A 17,777-nucleotide genomic window follows, 5' to 3' on the forward strand; every position below is an offset into this window, starting at 1 on the left:
ACAGACAGTCAGCGCTTTTGCTGCCTCTCCGAACCGATGGCCACCACCGGGCCCTGCTTTGGTCAGTCAGCAGAGACGGGCAGGCTCCGTACTCCCCGCACCCCCGGCGAACCAGGCCGGGCCTCGAGCGGTGCGAGAACGAGGGTGATTATGCGGGAGGTCTTGAGGGTGGGGATAAAACTCTTCTGCAGCCCCCATCCAATGTCATCCTGACGCAAGTCAGGACCCAGCTCACAAAGCGAAATGCGGGCGAGCGGAACTCGGAACACATATCGGCGTCAGGCTGGATAGCCGGGGCCTGACTCTCGTCAGGGTGACGGTCTGAGTGGAACACGTTCAATTTCCCCGGAACACCGTCCGGGGAAACCGGAGCGGGACGGCGCAGCGCGTACGGGACAGGACCGACGTTCGAACGGTTGAGACGACGGGAGGCGTGTTTTTCGCACCATAATTCCAACTGTCCCCATTCTTCCCTGGGAGCCGCTTGGCCCTAATGGCGCGGAGTGAGCCGAGACCAATAGATCGCGAGGAGGACTGACCCAATAAGAATTGTGAAATTCGCGATGTTGATGAAAAGGTCGACATAGCCGTCGGCAAGTGCAGTCAGAGCAGAGTAGGAGTCGGAAAACAGCATCAGGATCCAGTAGCTCATATCAACGGTGACAGTCGCGACAACTATCGGCACGACCCAGCCACTGCGGGCCAGAAGCATCACGCCTACCAACGAATATCCCGAAGCGTAGGCGGCCCAGACCATGTATTGCAGCGCCGGAAGATGCCCCAAGGCCTCGGCTTCGAACGTTGTTGCGCCGAGCGGTTGAGCAACCCCGAACCGCGCGAGCAGCCCGACGGCAAGGTACCAAAAACTGTAGGCTGATCGCCCAAATGCAATGATTGCGATGATCCGACTCGTCCACACCATGACTGGACCTCCGCACACAAGCGCAAGGACCGACAATCCGCAGCCGACGTTAAAGCCTAGACCTCATCGAATTGAGCCCTTTGGGCGAGCGTGGAACAAGTGTGCGCCCAAATCTGGCGCAAGGCAATAAAAGGCGTGGAAGCGGGAATCCGCGGACCGGTGCATTTTAGCCGCCAATTCCACCTGCCTCGTTTATCGGTTTGAGAATGGCGCGGATCAATTTATGCGTAAGGCATATCAGTATTCGGGGTATCCCATGGACGGCAAAGTCATCGCGCGCGACGGGTATGTGCTGATGGAGCATGATCATGTCAGCGATGCGTCGAATATCTTCCAGCGTATTCGCGATGCCGCCATGCTCATGAGCGAGCGCAAGACGCCAAGACTGCTCGTCGATGCCCGCTATTATCATCCGATGATCGACGATACCGACCGTGCCATGATCGCGGATCGCGTGCGTTCCGTCTTCCCGCCCGATGTCCGCATCGCCGTTCTGCTGCAGGAAATGGCGACGGAACGGCGCGTCCGCCCGATCATGGAGACGCTGGCCGGTGCCGGCATCGCCGTCCAGGGCTTCCGCGTGCTGTCCGAGGCGGAGACCTGGCTGCAGACGCCGGGCGAAGACTGAGCTCCACGTCCAAAGGACGGAGGACGCGCCACGGCGCTCACCGCCCCATAAGCCTCTTGCCGGGATGTCGCCGCCTGGGCTCAGCGCCGTCAAGGCCGCCTACGGCGCCGCACAGCGGGCATGCGCCTTGACGGCGCTGGACCCGTGCGGCCCGCTGGCTGACATGAGATGTATGGATCGGTCTGCGCGCGGCGCTTAAGGGGCAGGACTGGCGTTCGGACGGTTGAGCAGACTGGAGACGTGTTTTCAGCACCTTAATTCCATCTGTCCCCGTTTTTCCTGCTGGGTGATTTCGCACAGTCGGGATACCCGCTGGGATCGGATGCCTGGATCGATGTGCTGGAAACCAAATCTGGCCGCCGGCTCAGACCGGGGCAATCCGGACGCCCGAAACGGCGAAGCGGGCAACCGCCGGAAGATTTAATCGGTACGTGTCCCCGGTTTTCTTGTCCAGCGTCAGGTCCGACACTGCCTTGCGAAGCCGCTGGTTCTCCTTTTCCAGCGCCTTCAACCGCTTGGCCTGATCGATTTTTAGCCCACCATACTCCCGGCGCCAGCGGTAATAGGTCTGGTCGGTAATCCCGATCGCCTTCACAGCAGCAGCGATGCTCTCGCCTCGGCCCTGGCGAACCTCAACCTCCCGCAGATGCGCGATAATTTCTTCGGCCTTGTAAGTCTTGCGGCCCATCTTCGAACTCCTCAGTTGGAGCCGAACCCTAACTCACAAAACGGGCCACTTGGGTGGGGCAGGCCAGAGTCATCTCATGCGTAATGTCAATGCCGCGTTCGTGGAGCAGATCCTCCACGTTACGGAGCGACAGCGGAAAGCGGATATACAGCATCACTGCCAGGCGGATAATCTCGGGCGAAGTCTTGAAATACCGGAAGGGATTACGCGTGCGAGGAGGCTACGAAACCGCCAGTTGGCGCTCAAGCGATTTTCTTCTGACAGCGCCCACATGACGGCAACCCGCAATGATCAAAAATCACTCAAATCAGACCTTGCAGAACAGTGGCCGTCCACACATCACACCGCCCCTGTTTACATTGCTCTAATCTCTTCTACTAGGCCCTAAAATCCACCGATTTAAAGTCAGGGCTGCCACAATAGAAATAAGAAGAACGCTCGTCCAAACCCCATGTATGTTTAAATTATTTACGAGCAATACTATTACAACGAAAATTATAATATTTACGACCCAATACATTTTTTTCATAATATTAAGGTCCTTCCGTATCACATTGGGCTCTACGCTCCAACGCTCTTCCAAAATACCTCGCAACAGGTTGAAAGTTTATCACAGTAAGGTTAGCAACGCCATCTACCTGAAGACTACTACCTCCTATGCTAGGGCCAAAACCGATATCAACTTGCCTGGGAGCACTGTCGCCACTTCAGCGCGGCTGGAAGCAACCGTCTCTGGATCGGAACGCGGCGTCGTGGACACAGCTTCGGCAGCCGGAGCAAAGCCGGGCAAGGCCGTCGTCTTGCACCCGGTCAGCAACAAACCGGAAGCCAAACAAAGAACCAGCCCCGCCTACCGCCCCCCCGGCAGGACCGCCCGCTACCAATCCCTGTTCGCATGATTTCCCGACTCTCCCCTAACGGGCAAATACTGCCATTTGCGCGCTGGGGTGGGCAAGCAGGGTATCAGTGGGAGATGGAGGGGCCACGGCTTCCGACCAAATCCCGGGCTTACGGGTCCCGGCTCTACAGCCCGCCTGCGCGGGCTATCCGGCCGGGATGACACGTTGAAATGATCAAACTCAATTCGCTAGGGACAAGTGTTCAGCGCGGGGAAACCGGAGAGGAAAGACGCGCCACGGCGCTCACCGCCCCACTCTATAAGAAAAAATGGCCCAGCACACCCAAGGCTAAGGTAGAACCACTTAAAAGGCCAAACACAATAGAAACTCACACCCCCCAATTTTTATGTTTCTAGCGAGGAGATCATAAGGCGTGTCGCTGTAGCGCACAGGATCAATGGATCGACGGAAAAACACAAATCCCCCTATCGAGCCGAAAAATACCGCCAAGACACAGAATGTAAAAATGACAGTTTGGATGCTCACGAAATTATTCCTCACACGAGGATTTGCTATTCGATTCTGTCGGCTGGAACGGCCCGCCCAAGCCAACCCCGGTGGCGTATGCTTGGCCCGTACTTTGCAGTCTGTCAAAAACCCAAAAAACCGGGGGACACGCACCTATTTCCGCGCCTCGCCATACCCCTCCACCAACGCCTCGGCATGATGACGCAGATGGTCGTCCATGAAGCTGGCGATGAACCAATAGGAGTGGTCGTAGCCGGGCTGGCGCCTTAGCGTCAGGGCCTGGCCGGACTCGCGGCAGGCTTCCTCGAAGAGTTCAGGCTTGAGCTGTTCTTCCAGGAATTGATCGGCTTCGCCCTGGTCGATCAGGATCGGCACGTCGCCGGGCTGGCGCTTGACCAGTTCGCAGGCGTCGTACTCGCCCCAGGCCGGGCATTCGTCGCCGAGATAGGCGTTGAAGGCCTTTTGCCCCCACGGAACCTTGCTCGGCGCGACGATCGGCGCGAAGGCGGAAACCGAGCGATAGCGGCCCGGATGCTTGAGATGCAGGGTCAGCGCCCCGTGTCCGCCCATGGAGTGGCCGAATATGCCCTGCCGGTCGAGATCCGCCGGAAAGGCGGAGGCGACCAGGCGCGGCAATTCCTCGGCGATGTACTGGTCCATCCGGTAGTGCGGCGCCCAGGGCATCTCGGTGGCGGTGAGGTAGAAACCGGCGCCCTGGCCGAGATCGTAGGCCTCGTCGTCGGCCACGTCCTCGCCGCGCGGCGAGGTGTCCGGCGCGACGACCATCAGGCCCAGCTCGGACGCCAAGCGCTGCAGGCCGGACTTTTCCATCACATTCGACCAGTTGCAGGTCAGCCCGGAGAGATACCAGAGCACCGGCACCGGCCCGTCCTTCGCCGCCGGCGGCGTATAGACCGCAAATCGCATCGGGCCCGCGCACGCTGCACTCTCGTGATCATGGACGGACAGCGTGCCGCCGAAGGACTTCCAGGAGGAGACGGGTGTCATGGTTCGGCTGTGTCCTCGTTCGGTCGAGTTGATTGATCAGTTTTCATCGAATTCGGTCAGGGCGATCGCTTCAAGACCGAGACGGTCATCCGCCAAAGCCAGCAATCGGCGGTCGGCGGAAATCAGAGGGTAGGCCTCGCGACGCGCCAGTGCGAGGTAAAGGCAGTCATACACCGGGTGCTCCAGCCTGGCAGCGAGCTCCAGTGCATCGTCATACAGCCCCATATCCGGCCGCAAATCCGCGTAACCGGACAGATGGCGCAATGCGGCCTGACAGTCTTCCAGCGGCGCGATCCCGCGGCGGACATATTTCCAGAAGGCATTCGCAGCCTCGACCAGAAGCAGTGACGGCGCGACCATCGCGAACCGCCGTGTCGCAAGGAGCGCCCGCTCCGCGCCTTCGACCGGCAGGAAGGGCCTCACCACGACGCTGGCATCGAAAACAGCCGGTCTCACCGGTCACGGTCCTCGCGGATCAGATCCGTTGGATCGAGATCGGTCGGCTTGCAGCGCTCCCGCATGCCGCGCGCGAACTCGAAGAAGCTCTCCCGGTCGTCCCGCGCCTTGTCCGCCAGCAGATCGCGCAGGAATTGCTCCAGCGACTTGCCCTCATTCGACGCCATGCGCTTGAGACTGACGAGCACGCTGTCGTCGAGATTCCGGATAATGACCTGGCCCATGCGCGCCTCCTGATATCAGTGTGATATCATGTCACGATACAGCCCATCAGAAAAGCCTGCCTCTAATACTCCACCACGCTGCGAATGCTTTCGCCGGCATGCATCAGGTCGAAGCCCTTGTTGATGTCCTCGAGCTTGAGCTTGTGGGTGATGAGGCTGTCGATATCGATCCGGCCTTCCATGTACATGTCGACGATCCTGGGCACGTCGGTGCGGCCTCTCGCGCCGCCGAAGGCGGAGCCGCGCCAGACGCGGCCGGTGACGAGCTGGAAGGGACGGGTCTGGATTTCCGCGCCGGCGGGCGCCACGCCGATGATGACGCTCTCGCCCCAGCCCTTGTGACAGCACTCCAGCGCCGCGCGCATCACCTCGACATTGCCGATGCACTCGAAGGAATAGTCGGCACCGCCGCCGGTCAGATCGACGAGATGGCCGACGAGGTCCTTGTGGTCCTTCGGATTGACGAAATCGGTCATGCCGAACTGGCGGCCCATCGACTCCTTGGCCGGGTTCATGTCGACGCCGACGATCTGGCGCGCGCCGATCAGTTTGAGGCCCTGGATGACATTGAGGCCGATCCCGCCGAGACCGAAGACGACGGCGGTGGAGTTGGGCTCGACCTTGGCGGTGAACATCACCGCGCCGATGCCCGTCGTCACGCCGCAGCCGATATAGCAGATCTTGTCGAAGGGCGCGTCCTTGCGGACCTTGGCGAGCGCGATCTCCGGCAGGACGGTGTAGTTCGAGAAGGTCGAGCAGCCCATATAGTGCAGGATTTTCTCGCCCTTGTAGGAGAAGCGCGACGTGCCGTCCGGCATCACGCCCTGGCCCTGGGTCGAGCGGATGGACTGGCACAGATTGGTCTTCGGATTGAGGCAATAGTCGCATTCGCGGCATTCCGGCGTGTAGAGCGGAATGACGTGATCGCCCGGCTCCAGCCCGGTCACGCCCGGCCCGCACTCCACGACCACGCCGGCCCCCTCATGGCCCAGAATGGCCGGAAACGCGCCTTCCGGATCGGCGCCGGAGAGCGTGAATTCGTCGGTATGGCAGATGCCGGTCGCCTTGATCTCGACGAGGACCTCGCCCGCCTTCGGCCCCTCCAGATCGACCTCGACGATTTCCAGCGGTTTTCCGGCTTCGAAAGCGACGGCAGCACGGGTCTTCATGGGGCATCCTCCTGGAAAGCGAGACGATTGGATGATCGGGTTTCGCATCCGGACAGGGCGTAGTCAAAGCATGGAACGCCGGGCTTGCATCTCCGGTATGCCACTCATTCGCAGCTTCCATAGTGACGGGCGGGTCAGCCGGGACTAAGGTCCCGCGCCTTGCCAGACGGTTCAGGAGTGAAGTGATGGGCGTCGTTATCCGGTCGACGGGTCTTTGGACCCCGGAAGAGTCAGTCTCCAACGAAGAACTGGTCGCCTGCTACAACGCTTATGTCGAGCGCTGGAACGCGGAGAACGCCGACGCCATCGAGCGCGGCACGCTGGAGCCGAAAAACCCGTCCTCGGTCGGCTTTATCGAAAAGGCCTCGGGCATCAAGTCGCGCTACACGATCGACAAGGAGGGCGTGCTCGACGTCGAGCGCATGCGCCCGCGCGTCGCGCCCCGTGAGAACGAAGCCCTCTCCCTGATGGCCGAAGCCGGCGTCGCCGCCGCCCGCGAGGCGCTGGACAATGCCGGCCGTGCCCCGGCCGATGTCGATGCCGTGATCTGCTCGGCCACCTCCATGCAGCGCACCTATCCCTGCATGGCGATCGAGATCCAGAACGAGCTGGGGATCGAAGGCTTCGGCTTCGACATGACCGTGGCCTGCTCTTCCGGCACGTTCGGCATCGTCAATGCGATCAACATGATCGAGACCGGCATGGCCAAGTCCGTCCTGGTCGTGACGCCGGAAATCACCACGCCGCAGCTCAATTTCCGCGACCGCGACAGCCATTTCATCTTCGGCGATGTCGCCGTGGCCATGCTGATCGAGGCGGAAGAGGTGGCCGGCGGCGAAGGCTGGCGCGTGCTCGGCCGCAACATGATGACGAAATACTCGAACAATATCCGTTCGAATTTCGGCTTCCTGAACGCGTCGGAAGACCCGGAACCGGCCTTCGAGGACCGCTATTTCGTCCAGGAAGGCCGCAAGGTCTTCAAGGAAGTCTGCCCCATGGTCGCGGAGATGATCCTCGCCGACATGGAAAGCTTCGGCCTCGAACCGGCCGACATGAAGCGGCTCTGGCTGCACCAGGCCAATATCAACATGAACATGATGGTGGCGAAGAAGGTCTTCGGCCGCGACTTCACCGAGGAAGAGGCGCCTGTCATCCTCGACGAGTTCGCCAATACCGCCGGTGCCGGCTCCCTGGTCGCCTTCCACCGCCATCATGACGGCTTCCAGCCGGGCGAGAAGGGCCTGATCTGCTCCTTCGGCGCGGGCTATTCGGCCGGTACGGTCTTCGTCGAAAAGCTCTAGGTCGGGATCAGCCGGCCACGGACTCGCCGTGCAGGCTGGTGTCGAGGCCGGTGACTTCTGCCTCCTCGTCGACACGCAGGCTCATCAGCTTCGACTGCACGAAGAGGATCAGCCAGGTCACCACGCCGCAATAGGCGGCGGCGGCCAGTGCGCCCCAGGTCTGGGTCCAGACCTGCAGGATATTGCCCTCGATCAGGCCGCCCGTACCGCCGATCGCCTCGCTCGCGAAGACGCCGGTGAGGATGGCGCCGACCAGGCCGCCCACGCCGTGCAGGCCGAAGGCGTCGAGACTGTCGTCCCAGCCGCCCCAGCGCTTGAGCGCGGTCACGCCCCAATAGGCACCGAAGGCGCCGCCGGCACCGATCAGGAAGGCCGACCAGGCGGGCACGAAACCGGCCGCCGGCGTGATGGCGACGAGACCGGCAACTGCGCCCGAGGCCGCGCCGAGCACGCTGGCCTTGCCGCGCAGGATCCATTCCAGCCCCATCCAGACCAGCACGGCGGAGGCAGCGGCGAGCTGCGTGGTGACGAAGGCATGGGCGGCGGCACCGTCGGCCGCGAGGGCCGAGCCGCCATTGAAGCCGAACCAGCCGACCCAGAGCAGGCCGGCGCCCACGACGGTCAGGACGAGATTGTCCGGTGCCATATTGGACCCCGGATAACCCTTCCGGGCACCGACGAAGCGGGCCAGAACGAGCCCGGCCACGCCGGCATTGATATGCACGACGGCCCCGCCCGCGAAATCGAGCACACCCGCCTCGCCGAGAAAGCCGCCACCCCAGACCCAGTGGCAGATCGGCGCATAGACCAGCACCAGCCAGATACCGCCGAAAATGATGAAGGCGGAGAAGCGGATTCGCTCCACCGCGGCACCGGCGATAATGGCCACAGTAATGATGGCGAAGGTGAGCTGGAACATGAGGAAGAGATTTTCCGGCAGATCGCCCGCCATGGTCTCCGGTGTGATTCCCGCCAGCCCGATCCGGCCGAGGCCGCCGACGAAACCGTTGAGAGCGCCGCCGTCGGAAAAGGCGAGCGAATAGCCGATCAGGGCCCAGACGACGGTCACCACCGCTGCGGCCCCGAGGCTCTGCATCATTGTGGAGAGCACGTTCCGGCGGCGCACCATGCCGGCATAGAAAAGGGCCAGCCCCGGCAAGGTCATGAGCAGGACCAGGGCAGTCGAGGTCAGGATCCAGGCATTGTTTCCGCTATCCATAAGGGCCTCCGCAGAACCGTGTGTTGCGCCTCGATGGCAGGTCTGGCGCAAAGGCTAGGAAGCGGAATCCCCGCACGTCGACTTCGCAGGCGCAAAATCGCGTTTTTCACGGGCCGACGCCTCACGATGTGGCAGGCCTGCCCGATTTGCAGGCGGCGCGCAGACGCCCGAGTGATCAGGCGCATTGATCGGACGGCCTCATGCTTTACCCTGACAGCGTGAAGGGGAAGAAAGAGTCTCGACCGTGCCAAAGAGCCTGATCCGATCGACCGGATGCTGGGCCCCGCCCAGCGTTATCGACAATGACGAACTCGTCGCCAGCTACAATGCCTGGGCCGAGCGCTTCAATCGCGAGAATGCCGACGCCATCGCCGCCGGCGACATGGAAGAAGCGCCGCTCTCGAGCAGCGAATTCATCAAGAATGCCTCCGGGATCGAACGCCGTCACGTCTACGAGAAGGACGGCATTCTCGATATCGACCGCATGGTGCCCCACATGCCGCCGCGTCCCGTGGAAGACGTCTCCACGCATGCGGAGTATGCGCTCAAATCGGTCAATCAGGCGCTCGACAAGGCCGGCTATACCGGCGCCGATATCGACGGCGTCATCGTCGCCTCCTCCGCCCAGCAAAGAAATTTCCCGGCGGTCGCCACCGAGATTCAGGATCAGATCGGCTGCACCGGCTGGTCGTTCGATCTGACCATGGCCTGCGCTTCGGCGCTCTACGGCCTGCACATCGCCAACGGCATGATCGCTTCGGGACAGGCCCGGCGCATCCTGATCAGCTCGCCGGAAATCATGACCTGCATCAATGTGCACTGGCGGCGCGACGTTCACTTCATTTTCGGCGACACCTCCGCCGCCATCATCGTCGAAGCCGATGACGGCAGGCCCGGCGGCTGGGAGGTTCTGGGCACGCATTGCCAGAACAAGTGGTCCAACGCTCTGCGCTCCGATTTCGGCTTCCTCAACGCCGCCGAACGCAAGGTCCAGCCGGATTACGAGCCGCATCTGGACCAGGACGGACACCGCGTCTTCAAGGATGTGGTCGGCTTCGCCCCGAAAGTGGCCCAGGCCCTGATGGAGCGGATCGATCTCAAACCGGAGGATGTGGACCGGACCTGGCTTCACCAGGCCAATATCCGCATGGTCGACATGATCGCGAAACGCATTCTCGGCCGCGAACGGACGGAAGAGAACGCGCCCGCCATCCTGCACGAATACGGCAATACGTCCTCCTCGTCCGTCGTGATGAACTTCGAAATGCACTCCGACGACATGAAGCCGGGCCAGACCGGCGTGATGTGTGCCTTCGGCGCCGGTTATGGCGTCGGGACCGCTGCCGTGAGGAAACGCTGATGCGCATCGCACTCGCTCTTATTCTGGCTGCCGGTCTGGCAGCCTGTTCGGGCTCGCAGGATGAGACCGAAGAGGCCGGTGCGGTTACGCCCGCCTCTACGGACGACACGGACGCTGCCGCGAATGAGGAGGCGGCCGGCCTGCCCGGAACCGACATACATATTTATGCGCTGAACTGGTCCGGAAACACGCCGTCGCTCGGCGCACGCATCGGCGGCGTTACCCGGCCGGGCTATGACAATCAGCCTTTCTTCACGCCGGACGGCACCGGCCTGCTCTACACGGCGGGCGACCCGGCCACGGGCGAAACCGACGTCTGGCGTCTCGACCTGGAGACGGGCGAGACGATCGCCGTGACGCAAACGCCGGACGAGAGCGAGTACTCGCCCCGCATCGCGCCGGACGGGATTCTCAGCTATATCTATCAGCCGCCCGGCGGCTATGCCGGCAATGTCTATCTGCACCATGTCGAGAGCGGCGAACGTGTCTCGGCAGAAGCGCTGGCCCCGGTGGGCTATTACGTCTTCTCGCGCCGCATGGACTTCGTCGCCACATTCGCGCTCGGCGAGCCCAACCGGCTCGCCCTGATCGACCGGACGGTGACACCGGAGGCGGTCACCTATCTTGCGGACAATCCGGGCCGGACCTTCGCGCGATCGGAGGCCGGTCATATCTTCGTATCGATCGAGGACGAAAACGGCCGGCACCGGGTCCATGCCCTCGATCCCGAGACCGGGGAGCTTTCGCCCCGCTTCCTCCTGCCGGACACCTGGCAGGACTTTGCCGTCCTCTTCAATCCCGAAGGCCGCTACGCTTTCTTCGCTGCCGGGGAGGAAACGCTCCAGTACCGGTCACGTCAGCAGCGCGAGACTTTCGATCTCGGCGAACTCGGTCTGAGCGGCGTCACGCGTGTCGCTGTAAGCCCGGACGCCACGCAGATCGCGATCGTCGCGGAAGAATAATTCGCGGGGCCTGTCCACGGCTACGGAGCCTTGGACAGGGCCTGTCAGCACGAGTCATTTCCTTCCGGGAGACAGTCCCTTTCCCCAATTCCGTCTAGTGAGACGCCGTCAGGATCAATAGCTCAAGCGACAGGAAATCGCTTGAGTTGAAGGCATCCTGATGACCCATCCAGCCCAGTCCGCACGCGCCGGGATCGACACTTTCCTGACCGCTCTCGCCCCCATGATCTGGGGGACGACCTATATCGTCACCACGGAAGCCCTTCCTCCGGACCGGCCCTTCACCGCGGCGCTGCTGCGCTGCCTTCCGGCCGGCCTCGTCCTGGTCGCCCTCACCCGCAGGCTGCCCCACCGGAGCGCCTGGGTCAGGCTCGTCATCCTCTCCATCCTCAATATCGGCGCCTTCCAGGCCCTGCTCTTCGTTGCGGCCTATCGCCTGCCCGGCGGTCTCGCCGCGGTTATCGGCGCCTTCCAGCCTCTCATGATCATGGCGCTCGCCTGGAGCGTGGAAGGGCGCACGCCCGGCCGTGTGCCGGCCCTTGCCGCGATCCTCGGCATCGGCGGAATGGCCGCCCTCATCCTCACGCCCGGCGCCAGCTGGGACGCGCTCGGCATCCTCGCGGCTTTCGCAGGCTCGGCCTCTATGGCGCTGGGAACCTATCTGACCCGCCGCTGGCAGACCGGGCTCCCGGTTGCGAGCCTGACCGGCTGGCAATTGCTGATCGGCGGACTCGTCCTGCTCCCCCTTGCTGGCCTCGCCGATGCGCCCCTGCCTGCGCTCAGCCCGCTCAACCAGCTGGGTTATGCCTATCTCACCCTGTGCGGCGCTCTGCTCGCTTATGGGCTCTGGTTTCGCGGCATTGCGCGACTTTCGCCCGTCGCCGTGTCCTCGCTGGGCCTTTTGAGCCCCCTGACCGCCGTCACGCTGGGCTGGGTCCTTCTTGGCGAAAGCCTGTCCCTCCTCGCCCTGGCGGGTTTCGTCACCGTGCTCGCCAGCGTTTTCGCCATACAGCTGAGCACCGCACCGGCACGGCCCGTAAGGCGCCCCGTTCCGCTGCCGGCTCAGCGGCCCGCACTCGAACCGGCCGAATGACCACCCAACTCACGAAACAGGAATCTCGCATGCTCGCAAACAAGGCTGCCCTCTTCGATCGCACGGAGAGGCTTTCCGTCGCCGACGCCATCCGGCAACGCCGTTCCGTCGGCCTGTTCCAGCCGGACCGCTCCCTGCCCACAGGAACCGTGGAGAGCCTGCTGGAACTCACGGCCCGGGCCCCCTCCGCCTATAACCTCCAGAACTGGAAATTCATTGCGGTGGAAACGCCCGAGGCGAAGGCCCGCCTGCGCGAGGCGGCCTACGGGCAGGCCCAGATCGGCGATGCCTCCGTCACCATCATTGTCTGCGGAACGCTGGAAGGCTGGAACGGACTGGCCGAAACCCTCGCCCCCTCGGTCGAGGCCGGCATTCTCCCGGAGGCGATGGCGGAAAGCTGGGTGGAAGCCGTCCGCACGACCCATACGGACTCGCAGCAATTGCAGCGGGACGAAGCCTTTCGCTCCGCCTCGCTGGCAGCGATGACGCTGATGCTGGCAGCCGAGGAGATGGGCCTGGCGACCGGCCCGATGAGCGGTTTCGATGCCGATGCCGTCAGCGCCGGGTTCGGCCTGTCTCCGACCGAGATCCCGGTCATGCTCGTTACGCTCGGTTATGCCGCCGAGGGCAGCTGGCCGCAAAAGCCCCGCAGGCCCACAGAGGACGTGCTCGTCCGGGCCTGAGATGCGACCGTCGCCGCGCCCGGTTCAGACCGGGCGGGCTTCGGTGATCTTGTAGGTCAGATCATCCCCGTCGGCTTCGTGAATGGTGAGATAATCGCCCACGCGCATGGAGTGGTCGCCGAGGCGGTAGACCGGCTCGTCCGGACCCTCGTCTTCCTCGTCATAGCGGAAGAACCAGTGCGAGCCCCGGTGGGAGAGCCAGCCATCGGCCTTCTCGTCCGGGTCGGGCGAGAAACGGTCGACCGTGCAGTCGGCCTTGTTGGCGCGCCAGAGCTCGACATCGAGCTTGCCGTCCTTGTCCAGCGGTGCGGTCACGACATATCCGTGGCGGTCGTCACCGTCCGGGAAGCCGGCATCCGGGTTGCGTCCCAATCTCATCACAACACGCGTCAGCGACATTGACATCTCCCAAATGAGTTCAGTGGTATCGCACTCCGAAACGACAGCGGGGTCAATCCGCCGCGCGATGCGGCATCGGAGCGCAGCCGGCTGTGGAAGATGACCGGGCAGGCACCATCTCATGGTGGAGCCCGGTGCGCAGGAGTGCTATCTCCCCGCCCCACGCCATCCTGAGACGCCGAGAGAAAGTCCCGACATGCCCGCAGCCGCCCGCAAGAAACAGGAAGCCCCTCGCGCCTGGCAGCGGATGATTTCCGGCCGGCGGCTCGACCTGCTCGACCCGTCTCCCTTCGATGTGGAAATCGAGGACATCGCCCATGGCCTGTCCCGCGTTGCACGCTGGAACGGACAGACGCACGGCGATCACGCCTTCTCCGTGGCCGAACATTCGGTGGTCGTGCTCGACATTCTCGACGCGCTCTATCCGTCGCTCGATCACAAATGGCGTCTCGCCGCCCTGCTGCACGATGCGTCGGAATATGTGATCGGCGACATGATCAGCCCCTTCAAGGCAGCGCTCGGCGTCAATTATCGCGAGTTCGAAGACCGTCTGGAGGCCGCCATCCACCTGCGCTTCGGCCTGCCCCCGAAGCTCTCGAAAGAGACCAAGCGCAAGATCAAGCGCGCGGACGTGATCTGCGCCTATTTCGAAGCTACGCAGATCGCCGGTTTCAGCCATGCCGAATCCGTGAAATTCTTCGGCCGTCCGCCGGCCGAACTGGAGATCGCCATCGACCCCCTGCCCGTGAAAAAAGCCCAGCGTCTGTTCCTCGACCGGTTCGAGACCGTGCTGGGCGAGCTGGAAGCGGGCTGATGGAACCGCTCGGGCAGGCGCTCTCCGTCGGCCTGAATGCCGTGATCCTGGCTTCCGACGCCGAGGATCCCAAAGTCCTTATCGTGCCCCAGCCGGGCGGCCAGGTCGCCCTGCCCTTCGGCCCCTTCGACCCGGGCGCCCACCGCACTTTCGAGATCGGACTGCGACGCTGGGTGGCCGAACAGGCGCGTTTCCAGCTGGGCTATGTCGAACAGCTCTACACCTTCGGCGATCGCGGCCGGGAAGCCCCGCTCGCAGCCATGACCGGATCCGAAGACGCCCGCATTATCTCGATCGGCTATCTCGCCCTGACGCCCGACAACGCCCCGCCGCCGGACGGAGGCGGCCAGTGGCGCAGCTGGTACCGCTTCTTCCCCTGGGAAGACTGGCGCGACGGCAAGCCGGACATGATCGAGGCGGAAATCATTCCCCGCCTTTCCGCCTGGGCCGACGAGGCCGGCGTGCCGGGCCGGCGTGCCTCGCGGCACGACCGCATCAAGCTGGTCTTCGGTGCCGGCGCATCCGGCTGGAACGAGGAGAGCGTGCTCGACCGCTATGAACTCCTTTATGAAGCCGGCCTGGTGGAGGAAGCCGCGCGGGACGGCCATTCCGACGGCGCGGGTCCGGAGCTCGCGCTCGGTTCGCCCATGGCTTCGGACCATCGCCGCATCCTGGCGACTGCGATCAGCCGGCTGCGCGGCAAGATCAAATACCGCCCGGTCGTATTCGAGCTGATGCCGGAACATTTCACCCTCTCCCACCTCCAGAGCGTGGTCGAGGCGGTGATCGGCTATCGCCTGCACAAGCAGAATTTCCGCCGCGCTCTCGACCGGACCGGCTTCGTGGAAGGCACGGGCAAGATGGAAAGCCGGACCGGCGGCCGCCCGGCGGAACTCTTCCGCTACCGCCGCGAAGCGCTCGCAGGCCTGCCGTCATTAGGTCTCGCAACGCCACGACTTAAAGAGCCATGACAACACATTTGCAATTCATGATTGACGATCATATGTTGTCTCGCTGTTTTGAGTGAGTACGGTCGGGGGACTGAAATGCGGGGCGTTAGTGGCGGATTCGTCTTATTGGTTGTCATCGTAGGCATTTGTGCGTTCGCTGCGCTTGCTTTTCTCAGTCTTGAGGCCTACGCGCTGAGCTGCGCCTGTATCATTGCGGTCGGCATCTGCATGGCGCTCATGCAAGACAATCTCGGCCCTTTCAAACGCCTGGTTATTCCTTCACTGCTCTGCGCAATCGTCCTTTTCGGTTTGGTGCAAATCGACCTCGCATTCGCTGTTTCCGCCTTCATTTTTGCCATCCTCATGCTCGGTGTTTTTCTAACTATTCGGAAAGTCCGTCCGAACATCACAGGCTCATCAGATTATCGTCGTGGTGACGCTTCGCGCGACATGTCGTCTGGCGTTGCGAGTGCTGAATAGCTCCACCGCTCCAGGGTGAACCTCGTTTTAAGTGCCGTTTGTGTGTAGGACTGGCCCGCATCACTGAAGCGCAACCAGCCCGTGTCCGATCATTTTTCCTCTCTCAACAATCCCGGTGTGACGCCTCGCCCCTTCACTTATCGGCCCCCGCCGGCAGGACCGCTGCCGGTCCTGCAGGCGGACGGTCACATACTCGTTCTGGACAAGCCGTCGGGCCTGCTGACCGTACCCGGCAACCGGCCGGACCGGGCCGACTGTCTTGAGGCCCGGGCGCGGATCGACTTCCCCGAAGCCCGCATCATCCACCGGCTCGATATGGACACGTCCGGCGTCATCGTGCTGGCCCTGACAGCCCACGCCCAGGCGCATATCGGCAAGCAGTTCGAGAAGCGCCAGACGGAGAAGTCCTATATCGCCCGCGTCTGGGGCGATATGGCCGCCGACGAAGGCGAGGTCGACCAGCCCATCATCACCGACTGGCCCAACCGGCCGCGGCAGATGATCTGCCATGAGCGCGGCCGTCCTGCGCAGACCTTCTGGCGAGTGCTGGACCGGACAGACGGGATCACGCGGCTGCGCCTGACGCCGAAGACCGGGCGGTCGCACCAGCTGCGCCTCCACATGGCGCATCTCGGCCATCCGATTCTCGGCGACAATCTCTACGCCCACGCCGACGCCCTCGCCGCCGCCGACCGGCTCTGTCTGCATGCGGAGCGCCTGGCCTTCCGGCATCCCGATGGCGGCGCGCCGGTCGAATTCGTCAGCCCCTGCCCGTTCTGATCCGGCACAAGCCGCGTCCCTTGCACAATGCTCAGCGCGAGCATATATAGGTCTCAGCATAAGCTCACTTCGAGCAAAATGCGGAATGACGGCGGCAGCCATACAAGGCGTCGCCGATATTCGGACCCTAATAATGCTCATAGAGAGCAAAAGGGAGGGGAAAATGGACCGATTGAACTGGGACGGCACGCCTCAAGCCTTAGAACAGGACCGGCCTGAACTGGCCTATACGGACGAGGTGAAGGCCGCCACGGACCATCTCTACGAGAAGGTGAAACACGTGGTGACGCCGATGGAGTGGCCGGCAAAGGCGCCGCTCATCCACGCCATCAACCAGCTCAAGAAAGAAAAGAACGCGGTCATCCTCGCCCACAATTACATGACCGCCGACATCTTCCATTGCGTCGGCGATTTGATGGGCGACAGCCTCGCCCTCGCCCGCATGGCTGCGGAAAGCAAGGCGGACATCATCGTCCAGGCCGGCGTCCACTTCATGGCCGAGACCGCCAAGGTCCTCGCGCCCGAGAAAACGGTCCTCATCCCCGACACGCGCGCTGGCTGCTCGCTGGCCAGCTCGATCACGGGCGAAGACGTGCGCCGCATCAAGGCCGCCTATCCGGGTGTGCCGGTCGTCACCTATGTGAACACCTCGGCGGACGTCAAAGCCGAGTGCGATATCTGCTGCACCTCGTCGAACGCCGTGCAGGTCGTCGAGAGCCTCGGCTCGGACACGGTCATTCTCCTGCCCGACCAGTATCTGGCCAAGAATGTCGCGGCCCAGACCGATGTGACAATCCTCACCTGGGCCGGCAGCTGCGAAGTGCACGAGCAGTTCACCGCGCAGGACATCCAGGATCTGCGCGACGCGCATCCGGGCGTGGTGATCATCACCCACCCGGAAAGCCCGGTCGATGTGGTCCAGGCCGCCGACTATGCCGGCTCGACCGCCGCCATGGCCGACTGGGCCAGGCATTCGGGCGCGCAGAAGGCCGTGCTGCTGACCGAGTGCTCGATGAGCGACAATGTCGCCGCCGACGTGCCGGAGGTGGAGTTCATCCGCCCCTGCAATCTCTGCCCGCACATGAAGCGCATCACGCTGGAAAACATCTATGACTGCCTGCGTCTGGAACAGCACGAAGTGACCGTTCCCGACGACGTCATCGAAGGCGCCCGGCGTTCGGTCCAGGCCATGCTCGACCTGCCCAAGCCGGCCAAACCCGCCAGCTTCGACCCGACCAGGCAGGAAAAGCCCGTCGAGATCGTCTCGGTCTGAC

General features: G+C 63.0%; 18 protein-coding genes and 2 pseudogenes. 11 read left to right on the forward strand and 9 right to left on the reverse strand.

Annotated features, from left to right (window positions below):
• Nucleotides 1-490 precede the first annotated feature (490 nt).
• The gene (locus AC13HB_RS00335; RefSeq protein ID WP_482947725.1) at nucleotides 491-922 is read right to left on the reverse strand and encodes a hypothetical protein; all 432 of its coding nucleotides are present in this window, start codon (nucleotides 920-922) and stop codon (nucleotides 491-493) included.
• Nucleotides 923-1,178: 256 nt separating this feature from the next.
• On the opposite strand from AC13HB_RS00335, the gene AC13HB_RS00340 reads away from it, so the two are divergent.
• A complete protein-coding gene (locus tag AC13HB_RS00340; RefSeq protein WP_482947726.1) occupies nucleotides 1,179-1,550 on the forward strand; it encodes a hypothetical protein in 372 nt (123 codons plus the stop codon).
• Nucleotides 1,551-1,995: 445 nt separating this feature from the next.
• Here the strand turns inward: AC13HB_RS00340 and AC13HB_RS00345 are convergent.
• The 6 genes and pseudogenes from AC13HB_RS00345 to AC13HB_RS00370 all read right to left on the reverse strand — a co-directional run.
• Nucleotides 1,996-2,238, reverse strand: a pseudogene (locus AC13HB_RS00345) (transposase); the annotation flags it as partial.
• Nucleotides 2,239-2,311: 73 nt separating this feature from the next.
• A pseudogene (locus tag AC13HB_RS00350) lies at nucleotides 2,312-2,410 on the reverse strand (IS6 family transposase); the annotation flags it as partial.
• Between the two features lie 1,348 nt (nucleotides 2,411-3,758).
• A complete protein-coding gene (fghA, locus tag AC13HB_RS00355; RefSeq protein WP_482947727.1) occupies nucleotides 3,759-4,613 on the reverse strand; it encodes an S-formylglutathione hydrolase in 855 nt (284 codons plus the stop codon).
• A 36-nt stretch (nucleotides 4,614-4,649) separates the two neighbouring features.
• Nucleotides 4,650-5,069: a type II toxin-antitoxin system VapC family toxin gene (locus tag AC13HB_RS00360; RefSeq protein ID WP_482947728.1), complete on the reverse strand. Its 420-nt coding sequence runs from the start codon at nucleotides 5,067-5,069 to the stop codon at nucleotides 4,650-4,652.
• A complete protein-coding gene (locus AC13HB_RS00365; RefSeq protein WP_482947729.1) occupies nucleotides 5,066-5,293 on the reverse strand; it encodes a FitA-like ribbon-helix-helix domain-containing protein in 228 nt (75 codons plus the stop codon). The genes AC13HB_RS00360 and AC13HB_RS00365 overlap by 4 nt, the downstream gene beginning before the upstream one ends.
• Before the next feature lie 62 nt (nucleotides 5,294-5,355).
• Complete coding sequence (locus AC13HB_RS00370) at nucleotides 5,356-6,462, reverse strand: S-(hydroxymethyl)glutathione dehydrogenase/class III alcohol dehydrogenase (RefSeq protein WP_482947730.1); 1,107 nt, start codon at nucleotides 6,460-6,462, stop codon at nucleotides 5,356-5,358.
• Nucleotides 6,463-6,647: 185 nt separating this feature from the next.
• On the opposite strand from AC13HB_RS00370, the gene AC13HB_RS00375 reads away from it, so the two are divergent.
• Complete coding sequence (locus tag AC13HB_RS00375; RefSeq protein ID WP_482947731.1) at nucleotides 6,648-7,763, forward strand: beta-ketoacyl-ACP synthase III; 1,116 nt, start codon at nucleotides 6,648-6,650, stop codon at nucleotides 7,761-7,763.
• A gap of 7 nt (nucleotides 7,764-7,770) precedes the next feature.
• Here AC13HB_RS00375 and AC13HB_RS00380 read toward each other — a convergent pair whose 3' ends face one another.
• On the reverse strand, nucleotides 7,771-8,982 hold the full coding sequence (locus AC13HB_RS00380; protein WP_482947732.1) for an ammonium transporter: 1,212 nt from the start codon (nucleotides 8,980-8,982) through the stop codon (nucleotides 7,771-7,773).
• Nucleotides 8,983-9,226: 244 nt separating this feature from the next.
• On the opposite strand from AC13HB_RS00380, the gene AC13HB_RS00385 reads away from it, so the two are divergent.
• The 4 genes from AC13HB_RS00385 (at nucleotide 9,227) to AC13HB_RS00400 (ending at nucleotide 13,080) form a co-directional block, all read left to right on the forward strand.
• The gene (locus AC13HB_RS00385) at nucleotides 9,227-10,342 is read left to right on the forward strand and encodes a beta-ketoacyl-ACP synthase III (RefSeq protein ID WP_482947733.1); all 1,116 of its coding nucleotides are present in this window, start codon (nucleotides 9,227-9,229) and stop codon (nucleotides 10,340-10,342) included.
• Nucleotides 10,342-11,304 (forward strand): TolB family protein, encoded by a 963-nt coding sequence (locus AC13HB_RS00390; protein ID WP_482947734.1) that lies wholly within the window; start codon nucleotides 10,342-10,344, stop codon nucleotides 11,302-11,304. The genes AC13HB_RS00385 and AC13HB_RS00390 overlap by 1 nt, the downstream gene beginning before the upstream one ends.
• 160 nt (nucleotides 11,305-11,464) lie before the next feature.
• Nucleotides 11,465-12,397 carry an EamA family transporter gene (locus AC13HB_RS00395; RefSeq protein WP_482947735.1) on the forward strand — a complete coding sequence of 311 codons (933 nt, stop codon included), beginning with the start codon at nucleotides 11,465-11,467 and terminating at the stop codon, nucleotides 12,395-12,397.
• A 29-nt stretch (nucleotides 12,398-12,426) separates the two neighbouring features.
• Complete coding sequence (locus AC13HB_RS00400; RefSeq protein WP_482947736.1) at nucleotides 12,427-13,080, forward strand: nitroreductase family protein; 654 nt, start codon at nucleotides 12,427-12,429, stop codon at nucleotides 13,078-13,080.
• Between the two features lie 24 nt (nucleotides 13,081-13,104).
• Here AC13HB_RS00400 and AC13HB_RS00405 read toward each other — a convergent pair whose 3' ends face one another.
• Nucleotides 13,105-13,479, reverse strand: a complete 375-nt coding sequence (locus tag AC13HB_RS00405; RefSeq protein WP_482947737.1) for a hypothetical protein — start codon at nucleotides 13,477-13,479, stop codon at nucleotides 13,105-13,107.
• Between the two features lie 196 nt (nucleotides 13,480-13,675).
• Here AC13HB_RS00405 and AC13HB_RS00410 point away from each other — a divergent pair, with 196 nt between their 5' ends.
• From AC13HB_RS00410 to nadA, 5 genes are all read left to right on the forward strand, one after another.
• A complete protein-coding gene (locus tag AC13HB_RS00410) occupies nucleotides 13,676-14,293 on the forward strand; it encodes a YfbR-like 5'-deoxynucleotidase (protein ID WP_482947738.1) in 618 nt (205 codons plus the stop codon).
• Nucleotides 14,293-15,264, forward strand: a complete 972-nt coding sequence (locus tag AC13HB_RS00415; protein WP_482947739.1) for an NUDIX hydrolase — start codon at nucleotides 14,293-14,295, stop codon at nucleotides 15,262-15,264. Before AC13HB_RS00410 ends, AC13HB_RS00415 begins: the two co-directional genes overlap by 1 nt.
• A gap of 75 nt (nucleotides 15,265-15,339) precedes the next feature.
• Nucleotides 15,340-15,723 carry a hypothetical protein gene (locus tag AC13HB_RS00420; protein ID WP_482947740.1) on the forward strand — a complete coding sequence of 128 codons (384 nt, stop codon included), beginning with the start codon at nucleotides 15,340-15,342 and terminating at the stop codon, nucleotides 15,721-15,723.
• Between the two features lie 81 nt (nucleotides 15,724-15,804).
• Nucleotides 15,805-16,503 carry a pseudouridine synthase gene (locus AC13HB_RS00425; protein WP_482947741.1) on the forward strand — a complete coding sequence of 233 codons (699 nt, stop codon included), beginning with the start codon at nucleotides 15,805-15,807 and terminating at the stop codon, nucleotides 16,501-16,503.
• Between the two features lie 163 nt (nucleotides 16,504-16,666).
• The gene (gene nadA / locus AC13HB_RS00430; protein ID WP_482947742.1) at nucleotides 16,667-17,776 is read left to right on the forward strand and encodes a quinolinate synthase NadA; all 1,110 of its coding nucleotides are present in this window, start codon (nucleotides 16,667-16,669) and stop codon (nucleotides 17,774-17,776) included.
• Nucleotide 17,777: the final 1 nt, after the last annotated feature.

The organism is Maricaulis sp. B-26 (assembly GCF_056857855.1).

What these genes read in the sequence shown, in the direction of transcription:
- AC13HB_RS00335 (WP_482947725.1), bottom strand. Translation starts at nt 922, where the DNA reads ATGGTGTGGACGAGTCGGATCATCGCAATCATTGCATTTGGGCGATCA.
- AC13HB_RS00340 (WP_482947726.1), top strand. Translation starts at nt 1,179, where the DNA reads ATGGACGGCAAAGTCATCGCGCGCGACGGGTATGTGCTGATGGAGCAT.
- fghA (WP_482947727.1), bottom strand. Translation starts at nt 4,613, where the DNA reads ATGACACCCGTCTCCTCCTGGAAGTCCTTCGGCGGCACGCTGTCCGTC.
- AC13HB_RS00365 (WP_482947729.1), bottom strand. Translation starts at nt 5,293, where the DNA reads ATGGGCCAGGTCATTATCCGGAATCTCGACGACAGCGTGCTCGTCAGT.
- AC13HB_RS00370 (WP_482947730.1), bottom strand. Translation starts at nt 6,462, where the DNA reads ATGAAGACCCGTGCTGCCGTCGCTTTCGAAGCCGGAAAACCGCTGGAA.
- AC13HB_RS00375 (WP_482947731.1), top strand. Translation starts at nt 6,648, where the DNA reads ATGGGCGTCGTTATCCGGTCGACGGGTCTTTGGACCCCGGAAGAGTCA.
- AC13HB_RS00380 (WP_482947732.1), bottom strand. Translation starts at nt 8,982, where the DNA reads ATGGATAGCGGAAACAATGCCTGGATCCTGACCTCGACTGCCCTGGTC.
- AC13HB_RS00390 (WP_482947734.1), top strand. Translation starts at nt 10,342, where the DNA reads ATGCGCATCGCACTCGCTCTTATTCTGGCTGCCGGTCTGGCAGCCTGT.
- AC13HB_RS00395 (WP_482947735.1), top strand. Translation starts at nt 11,465, where the DNA reads ATGACCCATCCAGCCCAGTCCGCACGCGCCGGGATCGACACTTTCCTG.
- AC13HB_RS00400 (WP_482947736.1), top strand. Translation starts at nt 12,427, where the DNA reads ATGCTCGCAAACAAGGCTGCCCTCTTCGATCGCACGGAGAGGCTTTCC.
- AC13HB_RS00405 (WP_482947737.1), bottom strand. Translation starts at nt 13,479, where the DNA reads ATGTCGCTGACGCGTGTTGTGATGAGATTGGGACGCAACCCGGATGCC.
- AC13HB_RS00410 (WP_482947738.1), top strand. Translation starts at nt 13,676, where the DNA reads ATGCCCGCAGCCGCCCGCAAGAAACAGGAAGCCCCTCGCGCCTGGCAG.
- AC13HB_RS00415 (WP_482947739.1), top strand. Translation starts at nt 14,293, where the DNA reads ATGGAACCGCTCGGGCAGGCGCTCTCCGTCGGCCTGAATGCCGTGATC.
- AC13HB_RS00420 (WP_482947740.1), top strand. Translation starts at nt 15,340, where the DNA reads ATGCGGGGCGTTAGTGGCGGATTCGTCTTATTGGTTGTCATCGTAGGC.
- nadA (WP_482947742.1), top strand. Translation starts at nt 16,667, where the DNA reads ATGGACCGATTGAACTGGGACGGCACGCCTCAAGCCTTAGAACAGGAC.